The organism is Pseudomonas oryzagri, assembly GCF_020831405.1.
Taxonomy (GTDB): domain Bacteria; phylum Pseudomonadota; class Gammaproteobacteria; order Pseudomonadales; family Pseudomonadaceae; genus Geopseudomonas; species Geopseudomonas oryzagri.
In genome coordinates this window covers 32,406-58,955 of record NZ_JAJHPU010000041.1, presented here as the reverse complement: position 1 = coordinate 58,955, position 26,550 = coordinate 32,406, and the positions used below count along the sequence as shown (strand labels likewise).

Here is a 26,550-nt window from a genome sequence, read left to right as displayed (position 1 = left end):
CCCCGCGCGTTCAGCGCCGCGCGTCGATGAACGGCACGCCGTTGTCCGGCAGCACGGTGGTCGGCAGCACGCCGTTCCAGCGTTCGGCCTTGGTCAGCTCGACCAGGTTCTGGTTGCTGGACAGCGCCTCGGCGCGGGCGCGGATCGCCGTCGCCTCGGCCTCGCCGCGCAGGCGGGTGGCCTCGGCGTCGGCGCGCGCCTGGGCGAGCTTGGCCTCGGCCTCGGCCTTGGCCTGGGTGACGCGGATATCGGCCTGGACCTTCTCGGTGGCGAGCATCTGCTCGCGAGTCTTGACCTGCACCTCGGCGCGCATGCGTTCCTCGATGGACTTCTCGTAGGCGTCGGAGAAGTCGATGTTCTCGATCTGCACGCTGTCGATCACCACCGGCCCCTTGACCTCCGCCTTGATCGCCGCGGAGATGTCGGCGACGAACTGGCCGCGGTTCTGCACCGCGTTGATCGCCGTGTAGCGGCCGAACACGTTCTCCACCTGGGTCGGCACCTGGCGGCTGATCAGCCGCGCGACCATGGTGTCGAGATCGCCGTAGCCGCGGTACAGGTCGGCGACCTGGCCGGGTTCGACGTGCCAGGAGACCGACACGTTGAGCCCGGCGGCCTGCTGGTCCTTGCTGTAGGCCTGCAGGTTGTCGTAGCGCACGGTGTTGTTCTGCACGCTGATGAACTTGACCTTCTCGAAGATCGGCAGCTTGAAGGCCAGGCCCGGCTCGGCGATGCCGACCAGGGCGCCGTTGCGCAGCACGACGCCGCGCTCCTTCTCGTCGACCGTGTAGAAGCTGCCGAGGACGATGCTGGCCAGGAAGAGGCCGCCGACGACGAGGCCCAGACGCGAGGGGGTGAGCATGTGATTCTCCATCCGTGTTCGAGAGTGTTGTGATCGCCCGTCATTCTAGAAGTAACCTGGGGCCGCCGGGCAATCCCGGAGCGCCGGCCCGTCCGGGACACGGCGCACGGCACGTGGATTGACGCCCGCGCCCGCCTGCTGCACCGTGGGGCATCCCCTTTTTTTGCCCGCACGGACGCCATGTCGCACATCCTCATCGTCGAAGACGAAGCCGCCATCGCCGACACCCTGGTCTACGCCCTGCAGGCCGAGGGCTTCGCCACCACCTGGCTGACCCTCGGCGAGGCGGCGCTGGCGTTGCAGGCCGCCAGCCCGGCCGACCTCTTGATCCTCGACGTCGGCCTGCCGGACATCAGCGGCTTCGAAGCCTGCCGGCGCCTGCGCCGCTTCTCCGAGGTGCCGGTGATCTTCCTCACCGCACGCGACGCCGAGATCGACCGCGTGGTGGGCCTGGAGATCGGCGCCGACGACTACGTGGTCAAGCCGTTCAGCCCGCGCGAGGTGGCGGCGCGGGTGCGCGCCATCCTCAAGCGCGTGGCGCCGCGCCCGGCCGCACCGGCCGCCGCACCGGTCACCGCGCAGGAGCAGCGCGGGCCGTTCCGCCTCGACGCCGCGCGCGTGCAGATCCACTACCACGGCCAGCCGCTGGCCCTCACCCGCCACGAGTTCCGCCTGCTCGAGGCGCTGCTCGGCCAGCCGGAGCGGGTGTTCTCCCGCGAGCAGCTGCTCGACGCCTGCGGCGTGGCCCGCGAGGCCGGCTACGAGCGCAACGTCGACAGCCACATCAAGAGCCTGCGCGCCAAGCTGCGCCAGGTCGCCGCCGACGCCGAGCCGATCCAGACCCACCGCGGCCTGGGCTACAGCCTGAGATTGAGCTGATGCCGCTGGGGATCCGCATCTTCTTGGTCTACTTCCTGTTCGTCGGCCTGGCCGGCTGGTTCGTGCTCGGCACGGTGCGCGACGAGATCCGCCCCGGCGTGCGGCAGAGCACCGAGGAAACCCTGGTCGACACCGCCAACCTGCTCGCCGAGCTGCTGCGCGACGAGCTGCGCGCCGGCACCCTCGGCCAGGGCCGCCTGCCCGAGGTGCTGCGCGCCTACGGCCAGCGCCGGCCGCAGGCGCAGATCTGGGGGGTGACCAAGAGCGCGGTCAACCACCGCATCTACGTCACCGACGCGCGCGGCGTCGTGCTGCTCGACTCCAGCGGCCAGGCGGTCGGCGAGGACTACTCGCGCTGGAACGACGTCTACCTGACCCTGCGCGGCCAGTACGGCGCGCGCTCCACCGCGGAGGACCCGCAGGACCCGGACAGCTCGGTGATGTACGTGGCGGCGCCGATCCGCGACGGCGAGCGGATCATCGGCGTGGTCTCGGTGGCCAAGCCCAACCGTTCGCTGCAGCCCTACATCGAACGCTCCGAGCGGCGCCTGGCCTGGCTCGGCGGCGGCCTGCTGGCGCTCGGCCTGCTGGTCGGCGCGCTGCTGTCCTGGTGGCTGAGCGCCTCGCTGCGCCGGCTGACCCGCTACGCCGGTGCGGTCAGCGCCGGGCAGCGCGCCGAGCTGCCGCAGCTGCGCGGCGGCGAACTGGCGCAGCTGGCCGAGGCGGTGGCGAAGATGCGCACCGAGCTGGAGGGCAAGGCCTACGTCGAGCGCTACGTGCATACCCTGACCCACGAGCTGAAGAGCCCGCTGGCGGCGATCCGCGGCGCCGCCGAACTGCTCGAGGGCGAGATGCCCGCCGAGCAGCGTCGCCGCTTCGTCGCCAACATCGCCAACGAGGGCGCGCGCCTGGAACAGCTCGCCGAGCGCCTGCTGCGCCTGGCCCAGGTCGAGCAGCGCCAGGGCCTCGAGGAGCGCGTGGCGGTGGACCTGCACGCGCTGGTCGAGGAGCTGCTGCAGAGCCAGGCGGCGCGTATCGCCGCCGCCGGCCTGACGGTGGACAACGCCCTGCCGCCCGGCCTGTGCGTGCGCGGCGAACGCTTCCTGCTGCGCCAGGCGCTGGCCAACCTGCTCGACAACGCCCTCGACTTCGCCCCGCCCGGCGGCCGCCTGCGGCTGTCCGCGGGGGCGCACGACGGCCGGGTCGAGCTGCGGGTGTTCAACGAGGGGCCAGCGATTCCCGACTACGCCCTGCCGCGCCTGACCGAGCGCTTCTACTCGCTGCCGCGCCCGGCCAGCGGGCGCAAGAGCACCGGGCTGGGCCTAAACTTCGTGCAGGAAGTGGCCGATCTTCACCAGGGTGCGCTGGCCCTGGCCAACGTGGTCGGCGGCGTGGAGGCGCGCCTCTCCCTACCGGCGGCCTGAGCGACCCCCACATACCCGGCAACGCATGACCTGGTGCAACGCGACGCGGGATGGGTTAAATATCCGCCAAGGCGCGCCGCCAAGCGGCCCGCTCTGCGGCGGGCGGCAGATGGTGCGCGCCGGCAGGAAACTTGCTTGCAGATCGTCATCGCTACACAAGCCGCAGTCGCCCGTCACGGCCGGCCGGAATCAGAGATCGGAGGAAGCATGAGAACAGTCGCGCAAATGCTCAGCGCCAAGCCCAACCAGGACATCTACACCATCGCGCCCACGGCCACGGTGCTGCAGGCCCTGCAATTGATGGCGGAAAAGAACATCGGCGCCCTGATCGTCACCGAGGGCGACCAGGTGGTCGGCATCGTCAGCGAGCGCGACTACGCGCGCAAGATGGTGCTCAAGGGCCGCTCCTCGGTGGGCACGCCGGTGAGCATGATCATGGCCGCGCCGGTGATCAGCGTGACCTCCACGCAAACCACCCGCGACTGCCTGCGCCTGATGGGCCGCGGCCACCTGCGCCACCTGCCGGTGATCGACGACGGCAAGCTGGTCGGCATGCTCTCGGTGGGCAACCTGGTCAAGGAAGTGCTCGCCGAGCAGGACGCGATGATCCACCAGCTGGAGCAGTACATCCGCGGCTAGCGTCGCGACGCGCCGCCTGCACCCGGCGCGCCCGACCGCCACCACGCACTCTCCACACAGTCTCCACGTTTCGGACACGGCGTCCCCATCCTGGCCCGCCAGACTGGCTTCGTCCGAACCGACTGGAGACTGGTCATGATCCGATCCCTTGGCTTCAAACTCGGCGCCATCGCGCTGCTGATCCTGCTGCTGACGATTCCGCTGTTGATGATCGGCGGCCTGGTGGAGGAGCGCCAGGCGCTGCGCGACCGCGTGGTGGAAGACATCGCGCGCTCGTCCAGCCACAGCCAGCAGCTCACCGGCCCGCTGCTGGTGGTGCCCTACCGCAAGACCGTGCGCAGCTGGACCACCCACCCCACCAGCGGCGAGCGCTACCTGGAGGAGCGCGAGCAGCGCGGTCGCCTGTACTTCCTGCCCGAACGCTTCGCCCTGGACGGCGCCATCGGCACCGAGCTGCGCGCGCGCGGCATCTACCAGGCGCGCCTGTACCAGAGCAGCAATCGCATCAGCGGCCACTTCGCCCTGCCCGAGCAGCTCGGCATCGCCGAGGACTTCGCCGACTACCGCTTCGAGGCGCCCTTCCTGGCCGTCGGCATCAGCGACATCCGCGGCATCCGCAACGCCCTCGAGCTGCGCCTGGGCGAGCAGCGCATCGCCTTCCAACCGGGCTCGGCCGAGCCGCTGCTCGGCGCCGGCGTGCACGCGCCGCTGGCCGCGCTGGACGCCAGCCGCGCGCAGCGCCTGGAGTTCGCCTTCGATCTGGAGCTGCAGGGCACCGGCCAGTTCGCCGTCACGCCGGTCGGCCGCGAAAGCCGCGTCGAGCTGCGCGCCGACTGGCCGCACCCGAGCTTCATCGGCGACTACCTGCCGGTCGAGCGCGAGGTGAGCGCCGACGGCTTCCGCGCCCGCTGGCAGACCAGCTTCTTCGCCACCAACCTCGAGGAAGCGCTGCAGCGCTGCGCCAGCAGCCGCGAGTGCGCGAGCTTCAACGAGCGCCACTTCGGCGTCGGCTTCGTCGACCCGGTCGACCAGTACCTGAAGAGCGAGCGCGCCATCAAATACGCCCTGCTGTTCATCGTCCTCACCTTCGCCGGCTTCTTCCTGTTCGAGGTGCTCAAGCGCCTGGCCGTGCACCCGGTGCAGTACGGCCTGGTCGGCCTGGCCCTGGCGCTGTTCTACCTGCTGCTGCTGTCGCTCGCCGAGCACCTGGCCTTCGCCTTCGCCTACTTGCTGGCCGCGACCGCCTGCGTGCTGCTGATCGGTTTCTACGTCGGCCACGTGCTGCACAGCGCCTGGCGCGGCGCGGGCTTTGCCGGCGGGCTCGGCGTGCTCTACGCGATGCTCTACGCCCTGCTCAGCGCCGAGGACTACGCGCTGCTGATGGGCTCGCTGCTGGTCTTCGGCCTGCTCGCCTGCTTCATGCTGCTGACCCGCAAGCTGGACTGGTACGGCCTCGGCAAGCCGGCCGCCGCCAACCCCGTCGCCACCCCCACCGCCATCCTGTGATCGATACGGGCGCGGTGCCGCCGCGCCCGTTCGGGAGAATCCCCCATGCGCACGCTGCTGCGGTTTTCCGCCTGCTTCGCCTTCGGCCTGGTGCTCGCCGGGTTGCTGCTGGTCGTCCTGTTGATGCTCGGCCAGTTCGAGCTGATCAAGGCTCTGCTGCTCAGCGGCAAGCCGCTGGCCTGGCTGAGTCTGACGCTGGTGCCGGAAGCCTTCTGGAACGGTCTGACCGGAGCGGTCCACGCCGCCCGCAATCCCTCGGTGCGCAGCTTTCTGGAGCTGTGCGCGGCCCTGGCGCAGATCGGCCTGTTGCTGGCGGCGGGGCTGTTCCGCCTGTGGTATCGGCGATGAGCGCCTGGCGCGGTTTGCGCGAGGAAGCGGTCTGGGGCGCGCGGCTGGCGCGGCGCCTGGCCGGGTGGGCGCCGCGCCCGGACGGGCGGCGGCGCGGCGGGGAGACCTTACTTGAGCCCCTTGCCGGAGTAGATCAGCACCTTGTCGTCGCCGAACTGGATGCTGACGAAGGGGCCCTTGGCTTCCTCGCCCCAGGTGCAGCTGGCGAAGCCCAGGGCACCGGCGCACTCGGTGGGCTGGCCGAGCAGGCGCTCGACCTCGGCCTTGGGCATGCCGGCGCGGATCTTGGAGAAGTTTTCCTGATTGACCTTGTTGCAGGCAGCGAGCAGCAGGCAGACCCCGATCAGGGCGGCGGCGCGGAACGACATGAACGAACTCCTGGGGACGATTGACAGCGCAGCTTGCCACGACAGGTGGCCGGCGCACTGTCGATTGGACGTCAGAAGCGCGCGCCGGGTTCCGCGAGAAAGGCCAGCTCGGCGGCCGTCGAGGCGCGGCCGAGCACGGCGTTGCGATGCGGGAAGCGGCCGAAGCGGGCGATCACCGCGCGGTGGCGCTCGGCGTAGGCCAGAAAGCGGGCGAACAGCGCCTGCTCGGCGGGCGCCGCCTGCGCGTGCAGAACGCCGAAGCGGCGCACCACCTCGTCCTGCACGGCGAGTTCCTCGGCGTGTTCGAGGACCATGTAGACGAACACCTGGCGGATCGCCGGCAACCGCGCCTCGCGCCCCAGGGCCAGGCCGTCCAGCGCCAGTTCGCAGGCGCGGGTGTCGCCGGCGAACGCGCGCGGCGTGTCGCGGTGGATCATCCGCGGCAGCTGGTCGAGCAGCAGGAGCAGCGCCAGCCAGCCCTCGTCCTCACGGCACCAGTCGTCCAGGCCGCCGTCCAGCGCCGCGCAAACGAAAACGCCGAAGCGCTCGCGCGCTTCGGCGTCTTGCTGGGCCCGCTTGGCGAACCACAGGCCATGTTTCTGCGCCGCCACCTCGGCAGCCTCGTTCGACGGGCCGAACCACCAGTCGAGCAGAGGCTGCCAGGGGGCGGCCACGATCAGGCCTGGTGGTAGCCGGCGATGCGCTCGACCTCTTCCTTCGAGCCGAGGAACACCGGCACGCGCTGGTGCAGCGAGGTGGGCTGCACGTCGAGGATGCGCTGCTTGCCGTTGCTGGCGGCGCCGCCGGCCTGCTCGATGATGAAGGACATCGGGTTGGCCTCGTACATCAGGCGCAGCTTGCCGGCCTTCTCCGGCTCGCGGGCGTCCCACGGGTACATGAAGATGCCGCCGCGGGTCAGGATGCGGTGCACGTCGGCGACCATCGAGGCGATCCAGCGCATGTTGTAGTTCTTGCCCAGCGGGCCTTCCTTGCCGGCCAGCAGCTCGCCGACGTAGCGCTTGACCGGCTCTTCCCAGTGGCGCTGGTTGGACATGTTGATGGCGAACTCGGCGGTGCTCTCCGGCACGCGGATGTCGTCGTGGGTCAGCACGAAGCTGCCCAGCTCGCGGTCGAGGGTGAAGCCCTTGACGCCGTTGCCGAGGGTTAGCATCAGCATGGTCTGCGGGCCGTAGATGGCGTAGCCGGCGGCGACCTGCTTGGTGCCCGGCTGCAGGAAGGCTTCCTCGCCCAGGTCGCAGCCGCTGTCGCAGCCTTCCGGGCAGCGCAGCACGGAGAAGATGGTGCCGACCGAGACGTTGACGTCGATGTTGGAGGAACCGTCCAGCGGGTCGAACACCAGCAGGTAGGCACCCTTCGGGTACTGGCCGGGGATCTGGTAGGCGTTGTCCATTTCCTCGGAGGCCATTCCGGCCAGGTGGCCGCCCCACTCGTTGGCTTCGAGAAGGATCTCGTTGGACAGCACGTCGAGCTTCTTCTGCACCTCGCCCTGCACGTTCTCGCTGCCGGCGCTGCCCAGCACGCCGCCCAGCGCGCCCTTGGACACCGCGTGGCTGATTTCCTTGCAGGCGCGCGCCACCACTTCGATGAGGAAGCGCAGGTCGGCCGGGGTGTGGTTGCTGCGGGTCTCTTCGATCAGGTAGCGACTGAGAGTAACGCGGGACATGAAGGGCTCCAGGACTGGGGCAGGTGAAAAATGGCGGCATTTTAACCCGTCTCGACCGCCGCCGCCTCCTGCCATGCGTCATTCCGGCGACACGCCGGCGACCTGCCGGGAGGAAATCCGACAAAAACGGCTGCACGCCGCCCGGTGGGGCCTTATCATCGCGCCCCCGCTCCCTCATGCCAGCCTAGATCGAATGACCAAGCTTATACATGGCTACGGCGCCGACCCCGACCGCCTGGAAACCTGGCTCAGGTTCACCGGCAATCCGATGTGCCTGGACTGCAACGCCACCTGTTGCAGCCTGCCGGTGGAAGTGCGCCTCCCGGATCTGATCCGCCTCGGCGTGATCGACCAGTTCGAGGCCGGGGAGCCGGCCAAGCAGATCGCCAAGCGGCTGATGAAGGACGGCATCGTCGGTCGCTTCAACCAGAAGTCGGGAATCTTCACCCTGGAGCAGCACTCCAGCGGCGACTGCCTGTACCTGGACCAGAAGACCCGCCTGTGCACGGTGTACGCCAAGCGCCCGGACACCTGCCGCAACCACCCGCGCATCGGCCCCAAGCCGGGCTACTGCGCCTGGCGGCCCAAGCTGCAGAAACGCTGAAACGACCAAGGGCGCCATTCGGCGCCCTTCGTTTGTGCGGCCGGCCTCAGGCCAGCCCGCGTAGGGCGGGTTAGCCGCCCAGCGGCGTAACCCGCCAAGGATGCCGCCAGGCATCCCGTCGCAGCCTCGCGCCGACCGACAGCCCACGTAGGGTGGGTTAGCCGCCCCAGCGGCGTAACCCACCAAGGATGCCGCCAGGCATCCCATCGCCCTTCCGCGGCGGGTTACCGTCTGCGCCCTGACTCGCCCGACGTTCGGCGCTCCCCTTCCGCCTTAAGCCAGCGGGAACAGCACGTTGCACTGCCCGGTGCCCGAGCTCTCGAAGTACGGGGTGAGCACCTCGGCCTTCCCCTGGTAATTCTTCCAGCCGAGCAGGCCGTAGAGCATCGCGGTGTCGTGCATGCCGCCCTCGCCGTCGCAGTCGCGGGCGTACTGCGGCAGCATGTCGAGGAAGTCGGCGTGGTCGCCGCGCTGCCACATGTCCATCACCTTGAGGTCGACCTGCTTGTTGAACGGCCGGCTGATCTTCTGCAGGTGGTCGCTGACCTCGCGGTTGGGCGCGATGCGGTGCGACAGCGAACCGCTGGCAAGGAAGGCCACGCGGCGGTCGGAAGCCTCCACCGCCTGGCGGATCGACTCGCCCATGGTCTTCGAGTCCTCCAGGTGGGCGTCGTACAGCCAGGCGGCGATCGAGACGATCTTCACGCGCTTGTCGATGCCCATGTAGCGCAGCGGCACCAGGGTGCCGTACTGCAGGCCCAGGGAGGGCACGTCGGTATGGCAGCGGGTGAACACGTCGTTGCCGCTGGCGGCGGCGGCGATGGCGTTGCCCAGCTCGGCGTCGCCGACGTAGTCGTAGGGCAGATCGCGGATGAAGTGCGGGAATTCGGTGCTGGTGTACAGGCCCGAGCAGTCGGTGTTGGCGTTGATATGGTAGCCGGCGTTGACCAGCCAGTGGGTGTCGGCGACCACGATGGTGTCGACCGCCAGCTCGCGGACCAGCTCGCCGAGCCGGCGGTGGCCGGCGATCGCCGCGGCGCGGCAACCGTGGTGCGGGCCGGGCTGCTCGGAGATGAACATCGACGGGACGTGGGTGACCTTGGCGGCCAGAACGATCTCACCCATGGCGGTTTCCTCTTGTTGTGCGCTCGGGGCTGTGCCGGCCTCGCCGGCGGTTGGTGAGCCCAGTATCCGTACGCATCATGGGGAGAACATTGCCGCCAGGGGCAAAAGACTAGCCTTTGCGCGCAACAGGATGCACCTGAAGGCTATTAGTAGGGTGGGTAACTCGCGCAGCGATTACCCACCAGACAGGCACGAACGGCGAAGAGCGTTAGAAGATCGCTGCGCGAGTCTTCAACCCTGCGGCGCTTCCGCTACCGACCTGCAGGGGCGAATTCATTCGCCAGAAAGCCCCGTAACGGCGAATGAATTCGCCCCTACAACGAACCGCCACCCTCGCCCGCCGTAGGGCACAACCGCGCCCGGTAGCGGCTCGGCGTCTCGCCGGTCCAGCGCTTGAAGGCGCGGTTGAAGTGGCTGGGCTCGGAGAAGCCCAGCGCGTAGGCCAGCGCGCTGAACGGCTGCTGCGACTGCTGCACGTAGCGGCGCGCCAGGGTCGCGCGCACTTCGTCGAGGATCTCGCTGAACGAGGTGTCCTGCCGCGCCAGGCGGTACTGCAGGGTACGCGGGTTGCTGCCCAGCGCGGCGGCCACCGTCTCCAGGCTCGGTGTGCCGCCGGGCAGCAGCTCGAGCAGGCGCGCGCGTACCTGCAGCGCCGGATTGAGCAACTGGTGGCGGGCCAGGTACTCGGCCACCAGACGGTCGTTCTGCCGCGCCAGCTCGGGATTGCCGGTGGGCAACGGGCGGTGCAGCTCGGCGCCGTCGAGCAGCAGGCTGTTGTCAGCAGCATTGAACTGCACCGGCGCGGCGAAGTGCTCCAGCCAGGGCGCAGGATCGGCCGGTGCTGCGCGCATCAGATTGACCGCGCGCGGCGCGAAGCTCGGCCCGCGCATGTCGCGCAGCAGCTTGCTCACCGCGCCGAGGAAGTAGTCCACCCCCTCCGGGGCGATCTGCGCCTGGCCGTCGATCTCCTGCACCTGCATGCGGAAGCGGAAGGCGTCGCCCTCGGCCGCGAGGCTCAGGTCGGCGCCGTCGTTGAGCAGCGGCGCGAAGCGCACCATGCGCTCCAGCGCCTCGAACAGGCTGCTGCTGGCCCACAGCGAGAAGCCCAGGGCGTGGAAGGTGGTAGGGCAGACGAAGCGCGCGGCGTGCAGGCCGATGTCGGCGTGCCCGGTACGGGCGACTGCCAGCGGCCAGAAGCGCCGCGTCACCGCCGAGGAGAAGCGCGCCTCCTGGGCGTACTTGGCCGCCGGATCGGCGCCGGCCTCGGCCAGCAGCCGGTCGGCGTCCAGCCCCAGGGCCTCCAGGGTACGGGTCACCGCCGCCAGCCAGCCGGCCACCACCGAGGATGTCTGCGCCATGGGGAAGCCTCAGCCTGGGGAAAAGTCGCCATCTTGCCGGCGTCCGCGCCGGGACGCCCTGCGCTGGATCATGCCGCCGGCCAGGCCCAGCCCGCCAGTACCGCGCCGCCCCACGACAGCAGCACGACACCGCCCAGCCGCTCCAGCCAGGGGCTGGCCGGCAGCAGCTTCTCGGCCATCGCGTAGAGGCTGAGGCCGACGATCCAGTACAGGTTCATCAGTCCGCCGACGAACAGCAGCGCCATCAACAGCCAGCAGCAGCCCAGGCAATAACCGCCGTGGGCCATCCCCAGCCACACGCTGCCGCGCCGGCGCTGGCGCTGGCGGGTCAGCAGATCGAGCGGCGAGCGGCAGTGGCGCAGACAGGCGCGCTTCGCCGGCGCCAGCTGCCAGGCGCCGGCCGCCAGCAGCAGGCCCCCGGACAGCGCGGCCAGTTCGCTGCGCAGCAGTCCGTCGAGCAGCCCCTGCGTACCCAGCCACCACTGCGCGGCGGTGGCCAGCACGCTGAACGCGCCCCAGGCCAGCAGGTAGCCGGCGGCGAAGCCGGCCGCCGCGCCATAGGGCGGGCGCTGCGGGCGTACCCGGCGGTTGAGCGCGGCGACCAGCAGGATCACCGGCGCGGCGCTGGGCAGCATCATCGCCAGCATCATGCCCCACCACATGGCGAACATCAGCAGCGCGTAGCGCCAGCTCCACGCCGGCGCCGCCATGCCGGGCATGTCGCCCATTCCCTCCATCGCCTCCATTGCGGCCATACCCGGCATCGCCGCCGCGTCTGCCGGCATGTCCATCCCGGCGCCGGCGAGCAGCCAGCCCCAGGCCAGCGCCAGCACCACGCCCAGCGCCGCCAGCGACACCCGGCGGTCGCGGCGCAGCAGCGCCTCCAGGCTCATGGCTGGCGGCCGTGCACCACGCCGTCGCGCGAGTGGCGCAGCAGGTTGAACTGGCCGTAGGTATCGGCGAGGTCGAGACGGATGGCGCCGGTCGCCGTGGTGGTGGCGCTGCCGATCTCGGCCAGCTCGAATTCGATGCCGTTGGGAATGTCGATGCGCACGCGGTGCTCGTCGCCGGTGGCCGGACTGACGATCGGCCGGCCGACCGACTCGAGCACGCCGGGAATGCTGACCTGGGCGCGCCGCGCGTCGATGTCCACCGTACAGTCGATGGGCAGGAACAGCGGCTCGTGCACGCGGTCGCACATGGCGTGGAACACCCACCAGTGGGTGGCGCCCTCGCTAGTTTCCTCGCCGTGCAGGATCTTCACCAGCGCCTCGCGCTGGGCGGTATCGGCGGCCACATCGACGATAACCTGCATCTCGCCGCCACCCTCGAAGATCGCTCCCGGCCAGGCGTACAGCAACGCGGCCTTGAGTCCGCCCAGATCGACCGCGCCGAAATGGCCCTGATCGATGCGCACCACCTCGAAACCGCGGCAATCGCCGCGACTGGGCAGGCCCTCGAACTGACAGGGACAGGCATGGATGCAGCTGCAGCTGCCGAATTCCACCCCTTCCACGTACCAATCGATGGCGCTCATGGCAGACCTCCTCGCGGATCGCCGCCCCCGTGCCGGCGCATGGATGACCCCATGGTCAGTTTAATTGCCGCTCCGCCTGCTCGACCGACCGTTGGTCCCGGCTCCTCAGCCCTTGGCCAGCGCCTCGTGCAGCAGTTCGGCGAGATGGCGCGGGCGCTCGTCGCCGTGGGCGCGCATCTGCTGGCGACAGGAGAAGCCGTTGGCCACCACCCGCGCCGCCGGATTGGCGCGCAGCGCCGGCAGCAGGGCCTGCTCGGCCATCGCGCCGGCCAGTTGGGCGTGCTCGCGCTCGATGCCGAAGGTGCCGGCCATGCCGCAGCAGCCCGACTCGATCAGGCTGAAGTCGTGGTCGGGGATCAGCTTGAGCACCCGGCGCATCGACTTCATCGCGCCCACCGCCTTCTGGTGGCAGTGGCCGTGGACCAGGGTTTGCCTGCCGGCCAGCGCCGCCAGCGGCAGTTTCAGACGCCCCGCGCCGGCCTCGCGAGCGAGGAATTCCTCGAACAGCAGGGTGTGCCTGGCCACCTGCGCCACCGCCTCACCCAGGCCCAGCGCCTGGGCGTCGTCGCGCAGGCCGAGCACGCAGGAAGCCTCCAGGCCGACCACCATGCACCCGGCCTGCACCTGCGGCAGCAGCGCCTGCACCAGCCGCTGCGCCTCGCTGCGCGCCTCGGCGACCATGCCCTGGGCCAGGTAGGTGCGCCCGCAGCACAGCGGACGCCCCGGCTCGCCATCGCCGGCGGCGGGCTCGGCGACCCGCACCCGATAACCGCCGGCCCGCAGCACGGCCAGCGCCGCCTCGGCGACGGCCGGCTCGAAATGGCGGGAGAAGGTATCGACCAGCAGCACCACCTCCGGCAGCCCCTCGCCTCCTTCCGTCGTGGCCGGCACGGGCGCTGCGAACGGTCGCAACGCCGGCTCCGGCAGCGGCCGCCCGGCGGCCAGGCCCAGCAGCCAGGCCGACAGCCGCGCGAGCAGTGGGCTGGCGTTGCGCCGGCGCACCAGCGCGCGCAGCCAGGGCGCGGCGTGCAGCCAGCGCGGACTGTGGGCGAACAGCTGGCTGCGCCAGCTCACCCCCTCGCGCGCGGCGCGCTGGGCGAGGTATTCCGCCTTGATCAGCGGCATGTCGACGTTGGCTTCGCACTCGCGCTTGCAGCCCTTGCAGGCCACGCACAGGTCCATCGCTTCGGCCAGGGCGGGATCGGCCAGCGCCTGCTCGGCCAGCTCGCTGTTCAGCGCGGCCTTGAGCAGGCGCACACGGCCGCCGGTGGACAGGTTGGGGTTGTCGCTCACCCGAAAGCTCGGACACATCACCTGCTTGCCGGCCGCCTCGCACTGGCGACTGTCGATGCACACCGCCACCGCCTTGGCGAAGTCGCCGCCCTGCCTGGGAATGTCGGCGTAGGCGTCGCCCATGCCGGCGTCCCGGTAGGCGGACCAGTCGAGGAAGGTTTTCATCGGCGGGCGCCCTCCCGCAGGCGGAGGGGCAGGAACGAGGCGGGACTGGGGCTCATGGTGCGCTCTGGCCGGGCAAGGAAGGGGGTGGGCGTTCCCGCTCCTCTGCAATAAGCGCTCCGCGCCCGGCCGGCTCACCGTGCAGGAAGCGCGCAGCCCGCTGCGCACGCGGCCTGCCGCCGTTGCACGGGCAGGCCCGCGACCGCGCAGCGGCCCTCGGCCCTGCGCGCTTTGCGACAACCCTCAGGCCCAGTAGGCGGGATTGTCGAGATCCGCACTGTCGCGCTCGAGGATGCGCGGCAGCTCGCCCTGCATGAACTCGATCCAGGTGCGGATCTTGGCGTCGAGGAAGCGGCGGGAGGAGTACAGCGCGTAGATGTTGCGCTGGTGCAGCCGCCAGGTCGGCAGCACGCGCACCAGGCTGCCCTCGCGCAGCGCCTTGGCGGCGACGAAGTTGGGCAGCAGGCAGACGCCCATGCCGGCCACCGCGGCCTGCACCATGGCCTCGGAAACGTTGACCTGGAAGCCCTGGCCGGGATCGACGACCTGGCGTACGCCGTCGCGCTCGAATACCCAGTCGCCGGAATAGGCGGTGCTGACCGGATCGAGCAGGCGCAGGCAGCGGTGCCGACGCAGCTCCTCCGGCTCGCGCGGGATGCCGTACTGCTGCAGGTAGGCGGGCGCGGCGCAGAACACGCTGTGCATCTGGCCCAGGCGCTGGGCGACCATTTCCGAGTCGGGCAGCTCGACGGAGTGGACGATCACCACGTCGTAGCCCTCCTCCAGCAGATCCGGATTGCGCTGGGCCAGCGACAGATCCAGGCTGACTTCGGGATACAGGCCGGCGTAGCTGGCCGTCAGCGGCACCAGCACGTGGGTACCCATGGCGGTGAAGGAATGCAGGCGCAGGCGGCCGCGCGGGGTGACCAGGGCGCCGCTGGCCTCGGCGGCCGCTTCGTCGACCTCGCCGAGAATCTGCCGGCAACGCTCCAGATAGCGCTCGCCGACCTCGGTCAGGCGCAGGCGCCGGGTGGTGCGTTGCAAAAGGCGCGCGCTGAGGCTGCTCTCCAGGTCGGACACCTGGCGCGACACCTGGGCGGTGGACAGGCCGAGGGCCTGGGCGGCGGCGGTGAAGCTGCCACTGTCGATCACCCGCGCGAACACGCGCATCGCCTGCAGAACGTCCATCCCCTACTCCCGGAGGTGAGCGCGCGCCAACGACGGCGCGGCCAGTTGCCGGCAAAGATAGCGCACCGGCGGGGCGCGCCTGAACCCGGCAAGGCTCGGCAGCGGTGAAGGCAAAGGCGAACGGCGGGATACGGGCTTGGCAGAAGACAGGTAAAACGGAACCGGCCGGGCCGTCACGGCCCCATCACCGGCACCAGGCTGCCGCCCAAGGACGGCATGGCCTGGCGGCTGGCCGGTCACTCGCAGAAGGGGTCCTGCTTGACGTAGTCGACCACGTGCAGCTCGCCCTGCGAGTCGCGGTAGGTCATGCGGGTATCGACCGGCTCGCAGCGGCCGTGCGGGGCTTCCTGGATGCTCACCAGCTGGGCCACGTCGAGCTCCATGCCGTAGCTGTAGCGCACCGGCTGCACGCCGCTGTCGGCGTGGGCGGACTGCTCGGCCATGACGCCGGCCGAAGCCAGCAGGGCGACGATGAAAAAGGCGGATTTGCGCATCGCGGGAACCTCATGTGAACCAGGGGAGACGCCCGCGGAACGGGGCTTCCGGGGCGTGGTCACATTGTCCCGCAGCGCTAATGGCGGAAAAATCGCGGTTTCGGCAAGCGACTGTTACGTCAGAGGCAACAATATGCACTCGGTCCTTTAGCATTGCCTGAAAAAAAGCCCCCGCCGGCAGGACCGGCGGGGGCTCGTTCAGCTCAACAGAAGGCTCAGACCTTGCTGCGCTCGTAACGCTTGCGGTCGTTCTCGTTGAGGATCTTCTTGCGCAGACGGATCGACTTCGGAGTGACTTCCACCAGCTCGTCGTCGGCGATGAATTCCAGCGCCTGCTCGAGGGTGAACTTCAGCGCCGGGGTCAGCTGGATGGTCTCGTCCTTGCCGGAAGCGCGCATGTTGTCGAGCTTCTTGGCCTTGGTCGGGTTGATCACCAGGTCGTTGTCGCGGCTGTGGATGCCGGCCAGCTGGCCTTCGTAGACCTCGTCGCCCGGGGACAGGAACAGCTTGCCGCGGTCCTGCAGGGTTTCCAGCGAGTAGGTCAGCGCGGTGCCGGTGGCCATGGAGACCAGCACGCCGTTCAGGCGGTTGGTGACTTCGCCGGCCTTGATCGCGCCGTAGTGGCTGAAGGTCGAGGTCAGGATGCCGGTGCCCGAGGTCAGGGTCAGGAAGTTGTTACGGAAGCCGATCAGGCCGCGCGCCGGGATGGTGTATTCGAGGCGAATACGGCCCTTGCCGTCGGGGATCATGTTGGTCAGATCGCCCTTGCGCAGGCCCATCTGCTCCATGACCGAACCCTGGTGCTGCTCCTCGATGTCGATGGTGACGTTCTCGTACGGCTCCTGCTTCTCGCCGGCCTCGTTCTCGATGATCACCACTTCCGGACGGCCCACGGCCAGCTCGAAGCCTTCGCGGCGCATGGTTTCGATCAGCACGGAGAGGTGCAGCTCGCCACGGCCGGAAACCTTGAACTTCTCCGGGGAATCGCCCTGCTCGACGCGCAGCGCCACGTTGTGCAGCAGTTCCTTCTCCAGGCGGTCCTTGATGTTGCGGCTGGTGACGAACTTGCCTTCCTTGCCGGCGAACGGCGAGTCGTTGACCTGGAAGGTCATGCTCACGGTCGGCTGGTCGACGGTCAGCGGCGGCAGCGCCTCGACGTTCTGCTGGTCGCACAGGGTGTCGGAGATGAACAGCTCGTCCATGCCGGACACGCAGACGATGTCGCCGGCGGTGGCTTCTTCGACTTCCACGCGCTGCAGGCCGTGGTGGCCCATGATCTTCAGGATGCGGCCGTTGCGCTTCTTGCCGTCGGCGCCGACGGCGGTCACCGGGGTGTTGGAGCGCACCTTGCCACGGGCGATGCGGCCGATGCCGATGACGCCGAGGAAGCTGTTGTAGTCCAGCTGGGAGATCTGCATCTGGAACGAGCCTTCGACGTCCACCACCGGGGCCGGCACGTGGTCGATGATGGCCTGGAACAGGGCGTCCATGTTGTCGTCCATGGCCTCGTGGTCGAGACCGGCGATGCCGTTCAGGGCGCTGGCGTAGACGATCGGGAAGTCCAGCTGCTCGTCGGTGGCGCCGAGGTTGTCGAACAGGTCGAAGATCTGGTCGATGACCCAGTCAGGACGCGCGCCCGGACGGTCGATCTTGTTGACCACGACGATCGGACGCAGGCCGGCCTTGAACGCCTTCTGGGTCACGAAGCGGGTCTGCGGCATCGGGCCGTCCTGGGCGTCGACCACCAGCAGCACGGAGTCGACCATCGACATCACGCGCTCCACTTCACCGCCGAAGTCGGCGTGGCCGGGGGTGTCGACGATGTTGATGTTGTAGCCGTTCCACTTGATGGCGGTGTTCTTGGCCAGGATGGTGATGCCGCGTTCCTTTTCCTGGTCGTTGGAGTCCATCACGCGCTCGCTTTCGGCTTCCTTGCGGTCAAGGGTGCCGGACAGCTTGAGCAGCTTGTCGACGAGGGTGGTCTTGCCATGGTCGACGTGGGCGATGATGGCGATGTTGCGCAGATTTTCGATCACTGGAGTGTCTTCTCGGTAGATAACGCGGAAATTCGGATGCCGGGCGGATTTTCACCGCCTGCCGGCGACAGTCTGATTAACGACGGCAGTCGGGGGGGCGGTGGCGGATGCTGCCCCCGAGCAGGCCCGGCTGCCTAAGCCGGACGATAAACGCGCACATTGGCATGCCCCTCGCTGAGCAGGTGGTGGGCATGCAGGCGGCTCATCACGCCCCTGTCGCAATACAGCAGGTACTGGCGGTTGGCATCCAGTTCCTTGAAACGGTTGTTGATCGCGTAGAACGGCAGCGCCTGCACCTCGACGCCGGGCAGCGTCAGCGGCTCGTCCTCGGCGGCGTCGGGATGGCGGATGTCGAGGACGATCTGCCCGGGCAGCGCCTCGCGCACCTCCTCGACCTGGACGTCCTCGCCCAGCTCGTCGATCAGGCGGTCGACGGTGACCCGGCGCGCGCGCTCCAGGGCGCGCTCGAGGATCGCCATGTCGAACTGCGCCTCCTCGTGCTCGATGCGGTAGCGCTTGGCGCGGGTGGTCGGGTTGACCGAGATGACCCCGCAGTACTCGGGCATGTTCTTGGCGAACTCGGCGGTGCCGATGCGCGTGGCGGTGTCGATGATGTCCTGCTTGTGCGCGGCGATCAGCGGGCGCAGCACCAGGGTATCGGTGACCGAGTCGATCACCGACAGGTTGGGCAGCGTCTGGCTGGACACTTGGGAGATCGCCTCGCCGGTGACCAGCGCGTCGATATGCAGGTCTTCGGCGATTTTCGACGCGGCGCGCAGCATCATGCGCTTGAGCACCACGCCCATCTGGCTGTTGTCGACCTTGGCGAGGATCTCGCCGACCACTTCCTCGAACGGCACGCTGACGAACAGCACGCGGTGCGAACGGCCGAACTTCTCCCACAGGTAGTGGGCGACTTCCATCACCCCCAGCTCGTGGGCGCGGCCGCCGAGGTTGAAAAAGCAGAAGTGGGTGAGCAGGCCGCGGCGCATCATCTGGTAGGCGGCCACGGTGGAGTCGAAGCCGCCGGACATCAGCACCAGGGTTTGCTCGATGGAGCCGAGCGGGTAGCCGCCGAGGCCCTCGTGCTGGGCATGGATGATGTACAGGCGGTCGTAGCGCGCCTCGAAGCGCACCTCGACCTCGGGATGCTTCAGATCGATGCCGGCAGCCCCGCATTCGCGGCGCAGGCGGCTGCCGACGTGGGCGGCCAGTTCCACCGAGGAGAAGTCGTGGGTGTTGCCGGAGCGCTTGCAGCGCACCGCGAACACCTTGCCGGCCAGCTTCGCACCAAAATGGTGCTTACATTTTTCGGTGACGTCGTCGAAATCGCCCAGCGGGTACTCGTGCACCTCGAAGAAGTGGGCGATGCCCGGCGTGCAGCGCAGGCGGGCAAGCATCTCGCGCAGCTGCTGCGCATCGCTGACCTGGGTCTGCACCTCGAGATTGTCCCACTCGCCCTCGACCTGCAGGTCGGCGTCGAGATCCCTGAGCACTGTGCGGATGTTCTTGCCCAGCTGGCGGATGAACTGCTTGCGCACCGGCCGGCTCTTGATGGTGATCTCGGCGAAGGGTTTGACGATGAGTTTCATGATGGGCGACGGGTGCGGCGGCCGGGCGGAAAAATGGGCGCAGATTATAGCGGAATCGCTCAAGCCTTGAGCAGAAATCCGCGCAACGGCGTCAGCGCACCAAAATAGAGCCTCACATCACTTGAAAGCACCCGCTTGGTGCACAATATTGGTGAACCACGTGAGTGCTGCCCCGAAAAGCCCCATGCTTCGGGGGCTCGCGCCCATTAGCGGGCACTGGCACGCTACTTGCCTATGCAAACGGGCAAATTTTTCCGGCGGATTTCGGGTTCGGACCAAACATCCCGGACACCACCTTCCCCCGCCTGCACACCCTGGAGGACAGCATGTCGAAGGCGCTGCAACTGATCAAAGAACACGAAGCCAAGTGGATCGATCTCCGTTTCACCGATCCGAAGGGCCGTCAGCACCACATCACCATGCCGGCTCGTGACGCCGACGACGATTTCTTCGAGCATGGCAAGATGTTCGACGGCTCCTCCATCGAAGGTTGGAAGGGCATCGAAGCTTCCGACATGATCCTGCTGCCGGACGACGGCACCGCCGTGATGGATCCGTTCACCGAAGAGCCGACCCTGATCCTGGTCTGCGACGTGATCGAGCCGTCCACCGGCCAAGGCTACGAGCGCGACCCGCGCGCCATCGCCAAGCGCGCCGAGGAATACCTGAAGACCACCGGTATCGGTGACACCGTGTTCGCAGGTCCGGAGCCGGAGTTCTTCATCTTCGATTCCGTGAAGTTCAAGTCGGACATGTCCGGCTCGATGTTCAAGATCTTCTCCGAGCAGGCTGCCTGGAACAGCGACGCCGACAACAACGGCGGCCAGGGCAACAACGGTCACCGCATCTCCGTCAAGGGCGGCTACCTGCCGACCCCGCCGAGCGATCCGGACCACGAAATCCGTACCGCCATGTGCAACGCCCTGGAAGAAATGGGCCAGGTCGTCGAAGTTCACCACCACGAAGTGGCCACCGCCGGCCAGAACGAGATCGGTGTGCGCTTCAACACCCTCGTCGCCAAGGCCGACGAAGTGCAGACCCTGAAGTACTGCGTGCACAACGTCGCCGAAGCCTACGGCAAGACCGTGACCTTCATGCCGAAGCCGCTGTACGGCGACAACGGCTCGGGCATGCACGTGCACATGTCCATCGCCAAAGACGGCAAGAACACCTTCGCCGGCGAAGGCTATGCCGGCCTGTCCGATACCGCCCTGTACTTCATCGGCGGCATCATCAAGCACGGCAAGGCGCTGAACGCCCTGACCAACCCGGCCACCAACTCCTACAAGCGTCTGGTTCCGGGCTTCGAAGCTCCGGTGATGCTGGCCTACTCGGCTCGCAACCGCTCCGCTTCCATCCGTATCCCGTACGTCGCCAGCGCTCGCGGCCGTCGTATCGAGGCGCGCTTCCCGGATCCGTCGGCCAACCCGTACCTGGCCTTCGCCGCTCTGCTGATGGCCGGTCTGGACGGCATCCAGAACAAGATCCACCCGGGCGATGCCGCCGACAAGAACCTGTACGACCTGCCGCCGGAAGAAGCTGCCAACATCCCGCAGGTTTGCGGCAGCCTGAAGGAAGCCCTGGAAGCCCTGGAAGCCGACCACGAGTTCCTGCTCAAGGGCGGCGTGTTCACCAAGGACTTCCTGGACTCCTACATCGAGCTGAAGGCCGCCGAGGAAATCAAGGTGCGCACCTTCGTGCACCCGCTGGAGTACGACCTGTACTACAGCTGCTAAGCCAGCCGCCGGTTTCGCACCGGCACTGACTGCCAGAGAGGCCTCCTTCGGGAGGCCTTTCCGTTTTGTGGGCCCGCGAAAATCCCGCCTTTGCGCTTCGCCGCACAGCCCGTCGCCGCCGCCCTTGCCAGCTCGCGGCAAGGATGCAAGGCTGACCCCGCCATCCCACCGCAAGGACTCCCATGCGCCTGACCTGCGTCGCCTGCGCACTGCTGCTCGCCAGCCTGTCCGCCCATGCCGGCGTCTACACCTACCTGGATGCCGAGGGCAACCGGGTGTTCACCGACCAGCCGCGCCGCGCCAATGCCGAGCGCCTGGAACTGGCACCGCCGGCCGACGCTCCCGCGCCGCCGCCGGTGGCCCCCGAAGCGCCGCTGCCCGCCTATCTGCTGCTGCGCATCGGCCTGCCGGAGCCGGCCGCGGTGATCCGCAGCGCCAGCGGCGGCCTGCTGGTCAGTCTGGAAAGCGAACCGGGCCTGCAGGGCGACCACCACTACCGCCTGCTGCTGGACGGCCAGCCGCTCGGCGAGCCGAGCCGCAGCCCGGTGTTCGCCCTCGACGGTCTGGCCCACGGCGACCACCAGCTGGCCGCCGAGATCGTCGACGGCGCCGGACGCATCGTTGAGCGCACGCCCAGCCAGCCGCTGCGCCTGGAGGAGGCGCCGGCACCCTGAGCCGCCCTGCACCAGGAACGAACGCAGCCTGCGCCGCAAGTGGGCACTCAGCACCAGATTGGTGCACACAAATGCCCCACAACCTATACTGAATTGTCCTGGCGGCGCCGCCGCAAGGCGCCGCTGCCCCAGCAGGCGCGCCCGCCCCGCTCCCCGGAGACCCGACCGACGGCGCCCGGAGCCTTGTCCGCCGCGGCCCGCGCCGGCGGCCGCGCCACGCCGGGGCATGCACAAAAAAGCGGCAGGGCCGCGCTCCGCTCCGCTTCGCAGCCAATGGCGCATTTTTTGCAGTGCCGGTGCACCTACAGGAGCACATGCTTGCCATGGCCTACGACTCACTGCAGCGCCTGCTGCTCGACAACCTCACCACCGCAGTCATCCTGCTGAATGCGGAGCTGCGCCTGGAGTACATGAACCCGGCGGCGGAGATGCTGCTGGGCGTCAGCGGCCAGCGCAGCCACGGCCAGTTCATCAGCGAACTGTGCAGCGAGAGCCCGGACGGCCTGGCCGCCCTGCGCCAGGCGGTGGCCAGCGGCCAACCGTTCACCAAGCGCGAGGCGCAGCTGACGTCGTCCAGCGGCCAGCAGTTGACCGTCGACTACGCTGCCACGCCGATCAGCGGGCTGCGCGGCGCGCTGCTGGTGCTCGAACTGCTCCCGCGCGACCGCCTGCTGCGGATCACCAAGGAGGAGGCGCAGCTGGCCAAGCAGGAGACCACCCGCCTGCTGGTGCGCGGCCTGGCCCACGAGATCAAGAATCCGCTGGGCGGCATCCGCGGCGCGGCGCAACTGCTGGCCCGCGAGCTGCCCGAGGAAAGCCTCAAGGATTACACCAACGTGATCATCGAGGAGGCTGACCGCCTGCGTAATCTGGTCGACCGCATGCTCGGCTCCAACAAGCTGCCGCAGCTGACGCCGACCAACATCCACGAGGTGCTCGAACGCGTGTGCAGCCTGGTGTCGGCGGAGAGCCAGGGCCGGCTGCTGCTGGAGCGCGACTACGACCCCAGCATTCCCGAGCTGCTGGCCGACCGCGAGCAGCTGATCCAGGCGCTGCTCAACGTGGTGCGCAACGCCATGCAGGCGATCTTCGGCCAGAAGGCGCCGCACCCGTCGGGGCGCATCCTGCTGCGTACCCGCACCCTGCGCCAGTTCACCATCGGCCACCAGCGCCACCGCCTGGTGTGCCGCATCGAGGTGATCGACAACGGCCCGGGCATCGACCCGGCGCTGCAGGACACCCTGTTCTACCCCATGGTCAGCGGCCGCGCCGACGGCACCGGCCTGGGCCTGGCGATCGCCCAGAACATCCTCAACCAGCATCAGGGACTGATCGAATGCGAGAGCCAGCCTGGCCGCACGGTCTTCTCGCTGTTTCTGCCGCTTGAACAAGGAGCACCGACCCCATGAACCGACCGGATACCGTCTGGATCGTCGATGATGACCGCTCGATCCGCTGGGTCCTGGAGAAGGCCCTGCAGCAGGCCGGACTGCCCACCCAGAGCTTCGACACCGCCGACAGCGTGCTCAACCGCCTGAGCCTCGAGCAGCCGAGCGTGATCCTCTCCGACATCCGCATGCCGGGCACCAGCGGCCTCGATCTGCTCGCGCAGATCCGCGAGCTGTATCCGCGCCTGCCGGTGATCGTGATGACCGCCCACTCCGACCTGGAGAGCGCGGTGGCGGCCTACCAGGGCGGCGCCTTCGAGTACCTGCCCAAGCCGTTCGACGTCGACGAGGCGGTGTCGCTGGTCAAGCGCGCCACCCTGCACGCCCGCGAGCAGCTGGCGCTGGCCACCCCCGAGGAGATGGCCAGCACGCCGGAGATCATCGGCGAGGCGGCGGCGATGCAGGAGGTGTTCCGCGCCATCGGCCGCCTGTCGCACTCCAACATCACCGTGCTGATCAACGGCGAGTCGGGCACCGGCAAGGAGCTGGTCGCCCACGCCCTGCACCGCCACAGCCCGCGCGCCAACGCGCCGTTCATCGCGCTGAACATGGCGGCGATCCCCAAGGACCTGATGGAGTCCGAGCTGTTTGGCCACGAGAAGGGCGCCTTCACCGGCGCCGCCGCGCAGCGTCGCGGCCGCTTCGAGCAGGCCGACGGCGGCACCCTGTTCCTCGACGAGATCGGCGACATGCCGGCCGACACCCAGACCCGCCTGCTGCGCGTGCTGGCCGACGGCGAGTTCTACCGGGTCGGCGGCCACACGCCGGTCAAGGTCAACGTGCGGATCATCGCCGCCACCCACCAGAACCTCGAGAACCTGGTGCGCGCCGGCAAGTTCCGCGAGGACCTGTTCCACCGCCTCAACGTCATCCGCATCCACATCCCGCGCCTGGCCGACCGCCGCGAGGACATCCCGGCGCTGGCCCGCCACTTCCTCGGCCGCGCCGCCCAGGAACTGGCGGTCGAGCCCAAGGTGCTCAAGCCGCAGACCGAGGAATACCTGCAGAACCTGCCCTGGCCGGGCAACGTGCGCCAGCTGGAGAACACCTGCCGGTGGATCACCGTGATGGCCTCCGGGCGCGAGGTGCACATCGACGACCTGCCGCCGGAGCTGCTGCTGCAGCCGCAGGAAGTGCAGGCCGGCGGCAGCTGGGAGCAGTCGCTGCGCCTGTGGGCCGAGCAGTCGCTGACCCGCGGCCAGACCGACCTGCTCGGCAGCGCCTTGCCGGCCTTCGAGCGGGTGATGATCGAGAGCGCCCTCAAGCACACCGCCGGCCGCCGCCGCGACGCCGCCCAGCTGCTCGGCTGGGGCCGCAACACCCTGACCCGCAAGATCAAGGAACTGAACATGGCGGTGGAAGGCGGCGACGACGACGAGGGCGTCTAAGAGCCGCCGCGCGGGCAAAAAAAGCCCCGGCATGCACGCACATGCCGGGGCGAGTAGTGGCGGGATGTTCAGGCGGGGCAACCGACCCGAGATCCACACCGTTCGGGTCGCACCCCCGAGTCGTAGCAATCTCTTGCCGTCCGCGCAGCGCTGGCCGCAATCGCCAGCGCCCTGCCGGACAGCCCTCTCAAAGGCCGGCCTGCTCCTGCAGATCGGCATGCACCTGCCGGCGCAGCACGCGCCGCCGCCCCAGCAACCAGATACAGAACGCCAGCAGCACGCCGCCCTCCAGCGCCAGGGTCAGCGGGGCGCCGATGCGCGCGGCCAACAGGCCGGCGAGCAGGCCGCCGATGGCGTCGAAGCCGAAGCGCGTCGAGGTGAAGAACGACACCACCCGGCCGCGCAACTGCTCCGGTGCCAGGCTCTGCAGCAGCATGTTGATGCCGACGTTGCCCACCGAGATGGCGAAGCCGAGCACCGCCATGGCGAGCAGCGCCAGCGGCAGCGCCTGGCTGGCGGCGAAGGCCAGCAGCGCCGCGCCGCCGAGCACCGCGCCGAGCAGCACGACGCCCACCAGCCCCGGCAGGGCCTGGCGGGTGGCCAGGAACAGGGTGGACAGGAAGGCCCCGCAGCCGGCGGCGCCCCACAGCCAGCCGAGGGTCTGCGCATCGCCGCCGAACACGTCCTTGGCGAACACCGGCAGCAGCACCGCGTAGCTGGAGGCGGTGAGGTTGACCATCGCCAGGCTGAGGATCAGCAGGCGGATCGGCTGGTTGCCCCACACGTAGGCCAGGCCCTCGCGGAACACCGCGCCGGTCGAGCCCTTGGCGCGCGGCGGCGTGTCGATGCGGATCAGCAGCACGCCCAGCAGCAGGGCCAGGAACGACAGGCCGTTGAGGGCGAAGCACAGCGCCTCGCCGGTCAACGCCAGCAACAGGCCGGCCAAGGGCGGGCCGATGAAGCGGCCGATGTTGAACAGCATGGCGTTGAGCGCCAGGGCGTTGGGCAGGTCGTCGCGGTGACCGACGAAGCTGCCGATCAGCGACTGGCGCAGCGGCGTGTCGAAGGCGTTGAGCACGCCGAGCAGCAGCGACATGGCGACGATCAGGGTCGGGCCGATCCACTCCAGCGCGGTGAGCACGGCAAGCAGCAGGGCCTGCCCGGCGAGCAGCCCCTGCACCAGGATCAGCAGGCGGCGCTTGTCGTGGCGGTCGGTCCAGGCGCCGGCCAGCGGGCCGATCAACAATTGTGGCAGCAGCGCGACGAAGGTGGTCACGCCGAGCAGCGCCACCGAACCGGTGAGGCGATAGATCAGCCAGGACAGCGCGACCTGCTGGATCCAGCTGCCGAGGATCGACACCCCCTGGCCGGCGAAGTACAGGCGGAAGTTGGCGTGCTGCAGCGCCCTGACGGGAGCCGGCCACGGACGAACGGTGGATGGAGTCACGGCGCCTCCTGCGGCGGCAAAACCACCTCTGGCAGCATCGGCGAAGAAAACGCTGCCGCCCGGCAAGGCGCGGGACGCTCGGGAGCGCCGGGGCGGCAGCACATAATTAACATATTAACTTTGCCGCGAGAACTTGGCCAGCCCGCCGCGCGCGCCAGCGTCAGGCCACCCCTTCGCGGCTGACCACGCGGAACGCGCGGCTGAAGTACACCAGGCTGTCGCCCTCCTCGCGCACGCGGATGTCGTCCAGCTCGACCAGCAGCACCGAGTGGCTGCCGACCTCCTGCACCTCGACGATGCGCCCCTGCAGGTTGGCCAGCGCGCCATCGAGCAGCGGCAGGCCGCCCGGGGCCGCGCGCCAGGCATCGCGGGCGAAGCGCTCGTCCATCGCCACGCCGGTCATGCCGGCGAAATGGCGGGCGGTCTCCTCCTGGGCGGCGGACAGCAGGTTGACGCACAGCTGGCCGTTGGCCTTGAACACCGCGTTCAGGGCGCTGCCCCGGTTGATGCAGACCAGCAGGGTCGGCGGGCTGTCGGTCACCGAGCACACCGCGGTGGCGGTGATGCCGCAGCGCCCGGCGGCGCCGGCGCTGGTGACCACGCTGACCGCGGCGCTCATGTGCGCCATGGCGTCGCGGAAGGCTTGTTGCTTGGGATCGAGCTGGGACATGACGAATTCCGGGGCAAGACAGTGGCGGGCAGACTGCCGGCGAGGCGCGCGCAAGGCAAGCCCCGGTCCGCGAAGAGTTCGCCAGCGC

At 69.1% G+C, this 26,550-nt stretch carries 25 protein-coding genes; 10 read left to right on the top strand and 15 right to left on the bottom strand.

The window, feature by feature from the left end; translation table 11 throughout:
- Positions 1-10 precede the first annotated feature (10 nt).
- Positions 11-862 carry a prohibitin family protein gene (locus LMJ29_RS14410; RefSeq protein WP_229606208.1) on the bottom strand — a complete coding sequence of 284 codons (852 nt, stop codon included), beginning with the start codon at positions 860-862 and terminating at the stop codon, positions 11-13.
- Between the two features lie 180 nt (positions 863-1,042).
- Here LMJ29_RS14410 and creB point away from each other — a divergent pair, with 180 nt between their 5' ends.
- The 5 genes from creB (at position 1,043) to LMJ29_RS14385 (ending at position 5,658) form a co-directional block, all read left to right on the top strand.
- The gene (gene creB, locus LMJ29_RS14405) at positions 1,043-1,741 is read left to right on the top strand and encodes a two-component system response regulator CreB (protein ID WP_229606207.1); all 699 of its coding nucleotides are present in this window, start codon (positions 1,043-1,045) and stop codon (positions 1,739-1,741) included.
- Positions 1,741-3,165, top strand: coding sequence for a two-component system sensor histidine kinase CreC (gene creC, locus LMJ29_RS14400; protein WP_229606206.1), 1,425 nt, complete (start codon positions 1,741-1,743; stop codon positions 3,163-3,165). Before creB ends, creC begins: the two co-directional genes overlap by 1 nt.
- A 207-nt stretch (positions 3,166-3,372) precedes the next feature.
- Entirely contained in the window at positions 3,373-3,804 is a 432-nt protein-coding gene (locus LMJ29_RS14395) for a CBS domain-containing protein (RefSeq protein ID WP_229606205.1), read from the top strand.
- A gap of 135 nt (positions 3,805-3,939) precedes the next feature.
- Positions 3,940-5,310, top strand: a complete 1,371-nt coding sequence (gene creD, locus LMJ29_RS14390; protein WP_229606204.1) for a cell envelope integrity protein CreD — start codon at positions 3,940-3,942, stop codon at positions 5,308-5,310.
- 45 nt (positions 5,311-5,355) lie between these two features.
- Entirely contained in the window at positions 5,356-5,658 is a 303-nt protein-coding gene (locus tag LMJ29_RS14385) for a hypothetical protein (RefSeq protein ID WP_229606203.1), read from the top strand.
- 107 nt (positions 5,659-5,765) lie between these two features.
- Here LMJ29_RS14385 and LMJ29_RS14380 read toward each other — a convergent pair whose 3' ends face one another.
- From LMJ29_RS14380 to LMJ29_RS14370, 3 genes are all read right to left on the bottom strand, one after another.
- On the bottom strand, positions 5,766-6,026 hold the full coding sequence (locus LMJ29_RS14380) for an outer membrane protein assembly factor BamE (RefSeq protein ID WP_229606202.1): 261 nt from the start codon (positions 6,024-6,026) through the stop codon (positions 5,766-5,768).
- Between the two features lie 71 nt (positions 6,027-6,097).
- The gene (locus LMJ29_RS14375; RefSeq protein ID WP_229606201.1) at positions 6,098-6,700 is read right to left on the bottom strand and encodes a DUF924 family protein; all 603 of its coding nucleotides are present in this window, start codon (positions 6,698-6,700) and stop codon (positions 6,098-6,100) included.
- 2 nt (positions 6,701-6,702) lie between these two features.
- Positions 6,703-7,710: a class 1 fructose-bisphosphatase gene (locus tag LMJ29_RS14370; RefSeq protein ID WP_229606200.1), complete on the bottom strand. Its 1,008-nt coding sequence runs from the start codon at positions 7,708-7,710 to the stop codon at positions 6,703-6,705.
- A 193-nt stretch (positions 7,711-7,903) separates the two neighbouring features.
- Between LMJ29_RS14370 and LMJ29_RS14365 the strand changes: the two genes are divergently transcribed.
- The gene (locus LMJ29_RS14365; RefSeq protein ID WP_229606199.1) at positions 7,904-8,314 is read left to right on the top strand and encodes a YkgJ family cysteine cluster protein; all 411 of its coding nucleotides are present in this window, start codon (positions 7,904-7,906) and stop codon (positions 8,312-8,314) included.
- A 273-nt stretch (positions 8,315-8,587) separates the two neighbouring features.
- Here the strand turns inward: LMJ29_RS14365 and hpaD are convergent, their stop codons facing one another.
- From hpaD to thiI, 9 genes are all read right to left on the bottom strand, one after another.
- Complete coding sequence (gene hpaD / locus LMJ29_RS14360) at positions 8,588-9,439, bottom strand: 3,4-dihydroxyphenylacetate 2,3-dioxygenase (RefSeq protein WP_229606198.1); 852 nt, start codon at positions 9,437-9,439, stop codon at positions 8,588-8,590.
- A gap of 314 nt (positions 9,440-9,753) precedes the next feature.
- On the bottom strand, positions 9,754-10,797 hold the full coding sequence (locus LMJ29_RS14355; RefSeq protein ID WP_229606197.1) for an AraC family transcriptional regulator: 1,044 nt from the start codon (positions 10,795-10,797) through the stop codon (positions 9,754-9,756).
- A gap of 68 nt (positions 10,798-10,865) precedes the next feature.
- Positions 10,866-11,690, bottom strand: coding sequence for a DUF2182 domain-containing protein (locus tag LMJ29_RS14350; RefSeq protein WP_229606196.1), 825 nt, complete (start codon positions 11,688-11,690; stop codon positions 10,866-10,868).
- On the bottom strand, positions 11,687-12,334 hold the full coding sequence (locus tag LMJ29_RS14345) for a DUF1326 domain-containing protein (RefSeq protein WP_229606195.1): 648 nt from the start codon (positions 12,332-12,334) through the stop codon (positions 11,687-11,689). Before LMJ29_RS14345 ends, LMJ29_RS14350 begins: the two co-directional genes overlap by 4 nt.
- 105 nt (positions 12,335-12,439) lie before the next feature.
- A complete protein-coding gene (locus LMJ29_RS14340; protein ID WP_229606194.1) occupies positions 12,440-13,792 on the bottom strand; it encodes a (Fe-S)-binding protein in 1,353 nt (450 codons plus the stop codon).
- Between the two features lie 240 nt (positions 13,793-14,032).
- Positions 14,033-14,977: a LysR family transcriptional regulator gene (locus LMJ29_RS14335; RefSeq protein WP_229606193.1), complete on the bottom strand. Its 945-nt coding sequence runs from the start codon at positions 14,975-14,977 to the stop codon at positions 14,033-14,035.
- A gap of 236 nt (positions 14,978-15,213) precedes the next feature.
- The gene (locus LMJ29_RS14330; protein ID WP_229606192.1) at positions 15,214-15,471 is read right to left on the bottom strand and encodes a DUF2790 domain-containing protein; all 258 of its coding nucleotides are present in this window, start codon (positions 15,469-15,471) and stop codon (positions 15,214-15,216) included.
- Positions 15,472-15,686: 215 nt separating this feature from the next.
- Positions 15,687-17,507, bottom strand: coding sequence for a translational GTPase TypA (gene typA / locus LMJ29_RS14325; protein WP_229606191.1), 1,821 nt, complete (start codon positions 17,505-17,507; stop codon positions 15,687-15,689).
- Between the two features lie 134 nt (positions 17,508-17,641).
- Positions 17,642-19,099 (bottom strand): tRNA uracil 4-sulfurtransferase ThiI, encoded by a 1,458-nt coding sequence (thiI, locus tag LMJ29_RS14320; RefSeq protein ID WP_229606190.1) that lies wholly within the window; start codon positions 19,097-19,099, stop codon positions 17,642-17,644.
- Positions 19,100-19,425: 326 nt separating this feature from the next.
- On the opposite strand from thiI, the gene glnA reads away from it, so the two are divergent.
- The 4 genes from glnA (at position 19,426) to ntrC (ending at position 24,345) form a co-directional block, all read left to right on the top strand.
- Positions 19,426-20,835, top strand: a complete 1,410-nt coding sequence (glnA, locus tag LMJ29_RS14315) for a type I glutamate--ammonia ligase (protein ID WP_229606189.1) — start codon at positions 19,426-19,428, stop codon at positions 20,833-20,835.
- Between the two features lie 182 nt (positions 20,836-21,017).
- Positions 21,018-21,509: a DUF4124 domain-containing protein gene (locus tag LMJ29_RS14310; RefSeq protein WP_229606188.1), complete on the top strand. Its 492-nt coding sequence runs from the start codon at positions 21,018-21,020 to the stop codon at positions 21,507-21,509.
- A 323-nt stretch (positions 21,510-21,832) separates the two neighbouring features.
- Entirely contained in the window at positions 21,833-22,918 is a 1,086-nt protein-coding gene (gene glnL, locus LMJ29_RS14305; RefSeq protein ID WP_229606187.1) for a nitrogen regulation protein NR(II), read from the top strand.
- Positions 22,915-24,345, top strand: coding sequence for a nitrogen regulation protein NR(I) (gene ntrC / locus LMJ29_RS14300; RefSeq protein ID WP_229606186.1), 1,431 nt, complete (start codon positions 22,915-22,917; stop codon positions 24,343-24,345). Before glnL ends, ntrC begins: the two co-directional genes overlap by 4 nt.
- A gap of 187 nt (positions 24,346-24,532) precedes the next feature.
- Here the strand turns inward: ntrC and LMJ29_RS14295 are convergent, their stop codons facing one another.
- Both LMJ29_RS14295 and hpaC read right to left on the bottom strand, forming a co-directional pair.
- On the bottom strand, positions 24,533-25,792 hold the full coding sequence (locus tag LMJ29_RS14295; RefSeq protein WP_229606185.1) for an MFS transporter: 1,260 nt from the start codon (positions 25,790-25,792) through the stop codon (positions 24,533-24,535).
- A 160-nt stretch (positions 25,793-25,952) separates the two neighbouring features.
- Complete coding sequence (gene hpaC, locus LMJ29_RS14290; protein ID WP_229606184.1) at positions 25,953-26,462, bottom strand: 4-hydroxyphenylacetate 3-monooxygenase, reductase component; 510 nt, start codon at positions 26,460-26,462, stop codon at positions 25,953-25,955.
- Between the last annotated feature and the right edge of the window lie 88 nt (positions 26,463-26,550).

Bases quoted from the DNA above. Each gene is read 5' to 3' on its own strand.
- hpaC (WP_229606184.1), bottom strand. From the start codon at position 26,462: ATGTCCCAGCTCGATCCCAAGCAACAAGCCTTCCGCGACGCCATGGCG.
- hpaD (WP_229606198.1), bottom strand. From the start codon at position 9,439: ATGGGTGAGATCGTTCTGGCCGCCAAGGTCACCCACGTCCCGTCGATG.
- LMJ29_RS14365 (WP_229606199.1), top strand. From the start codon at position 7,904: ATGACCAAGCTTATACATGGCTACGGCGCCGACCCCGACCGCCTGGAA.
- LMJ29_RS14345 (WP_229606195.1), bottom strand. From the start codon at position 12,334: ATGAGCGCCATCGATTGGTACGTGGAAGGGGTGGAATTCGGCAGCTGC.
- LMJ29_RS14385 (WP_229606203.1), top strand. From the start codon at position 5,356: ATGCGCACGCTGCTGCGGTTTTCCGCCTGCTTCGCCTTCGGCCTGGTG.
- LMJ29_RS14335 (WP_229606193.1), bottom strand. From the start codon at position 14,977: ATGGACGTTCTGCAGGCGATGCGCGTGTTCGCGCGGGTGATCGACAGT.
- LMJ29_RS14310 (WP_229606188.1), top strand. From the start codon at position 21,018: ATGCGCCTGACCTGCGTCGCCTGCGCACTGCTGCTCGCCAGCCTGTCC.
- LMJ29_RS14355 (WP_229606197.1), bottom strand. From the start codon at position 10,797: ATGGCGCAGACATCCTCGGTGGTGGCCGGCTGGCTGGCGGCGGTGACC.
- LMJ29_RS14350 (WP_229606196.1), bottom strand. From the start codon at position 11,690: ATGAGCCTGGAGGCGCTGCTGCGCCGCGACCGCCGGGTGTCGCTGGCG.
- LMJ29_RS14330 (WP_229606192.1), bottom strand. From the start codon at position 15,471: ATGCGCAAATCCGCCTTTTTCATCGTCGCCCTGCTGGCTTCGGCCGGC.
- glnA (WP_229606189.1), top strand. From the start codon at position 19,426: ATGTCGAAGGCGCTGCAACTGATCAAAGAACACGAAGCCAAGTGGATC.
- creC (WP_229606206.1), top strand. From the start codon at position 1,741: ATGCCGCTGGGGATCCGCATCTTCTTGGTCTACTTCCTGTTCGTCGGC.
- LMJ29_RS14380 (WP_229606202.1), bottom strand. From the start codon at position 6,026: ATGTCGTTCCGCGCCGCCGCCCTGATCGGGGTCTGCCTGCTGCTCGCT.
- LMJ29_RS14395 (WP_229606205.1), top strand. From the start codon at position 3,373: ATGAGAACAGTCGCGCAAATGCTCAGCGCCAAGCCCAACCAGGACATC.
- creD (WP_229606204.1), top strand. From the start codon at position 3,940: ATGATCCGATCCCTTGGCTTCAAACTCGGCGCCATCGCGCTGCTGATC.
- LMJ29_RS14410 (WP_229606208.1), bottom strand. From the start codon at position 862: ATGCTCACCCCCTCGCGTCTGGGCCTCGTCGTCGGCGGCCTCTTCCTG.
- thiI (WP_229606190.1), bottom strand. From the start codon at position 19,099: ATGAAACTCATCGTCAAACCCTTCGCCGAGATCACCATCAAGAGCCGG.
- LMJ29_RS14370 (WP_229606200.1), bottom strand. From the start codon at position 7,710: ATGTCCCGCGTTACTCTCAGTCGCTACCTGATCGAAGAGACCCGCAGC.
- LMJ29_RS14340 (WP_229606194.1), bottom strand. From the start codon at position 13,792: ATGAAAACCTTCCTCGACTGGTCCGCCTACCGGGACGCCGGCATGGGC.
- glnL (WP_229606187.1), top strand. From the start codon at position 21,833: ATGGCCTACGACTCACTGCAGCGCCTGCTGCTCGACAACCTCACCACC.
- ntrC (WP_229606186.1), top strand. From the start codon at position 22,915: ATGAACCGACCGGATACCGTCTGGATCGTCGATGATGACCGCTCGATC.
- creB (WP_229606207.1), top strand. From the start codon at position 1,043: ATGTCGCACATCCTCATCGTCGAAGACGAAGCCGCCATCGCCGACACC.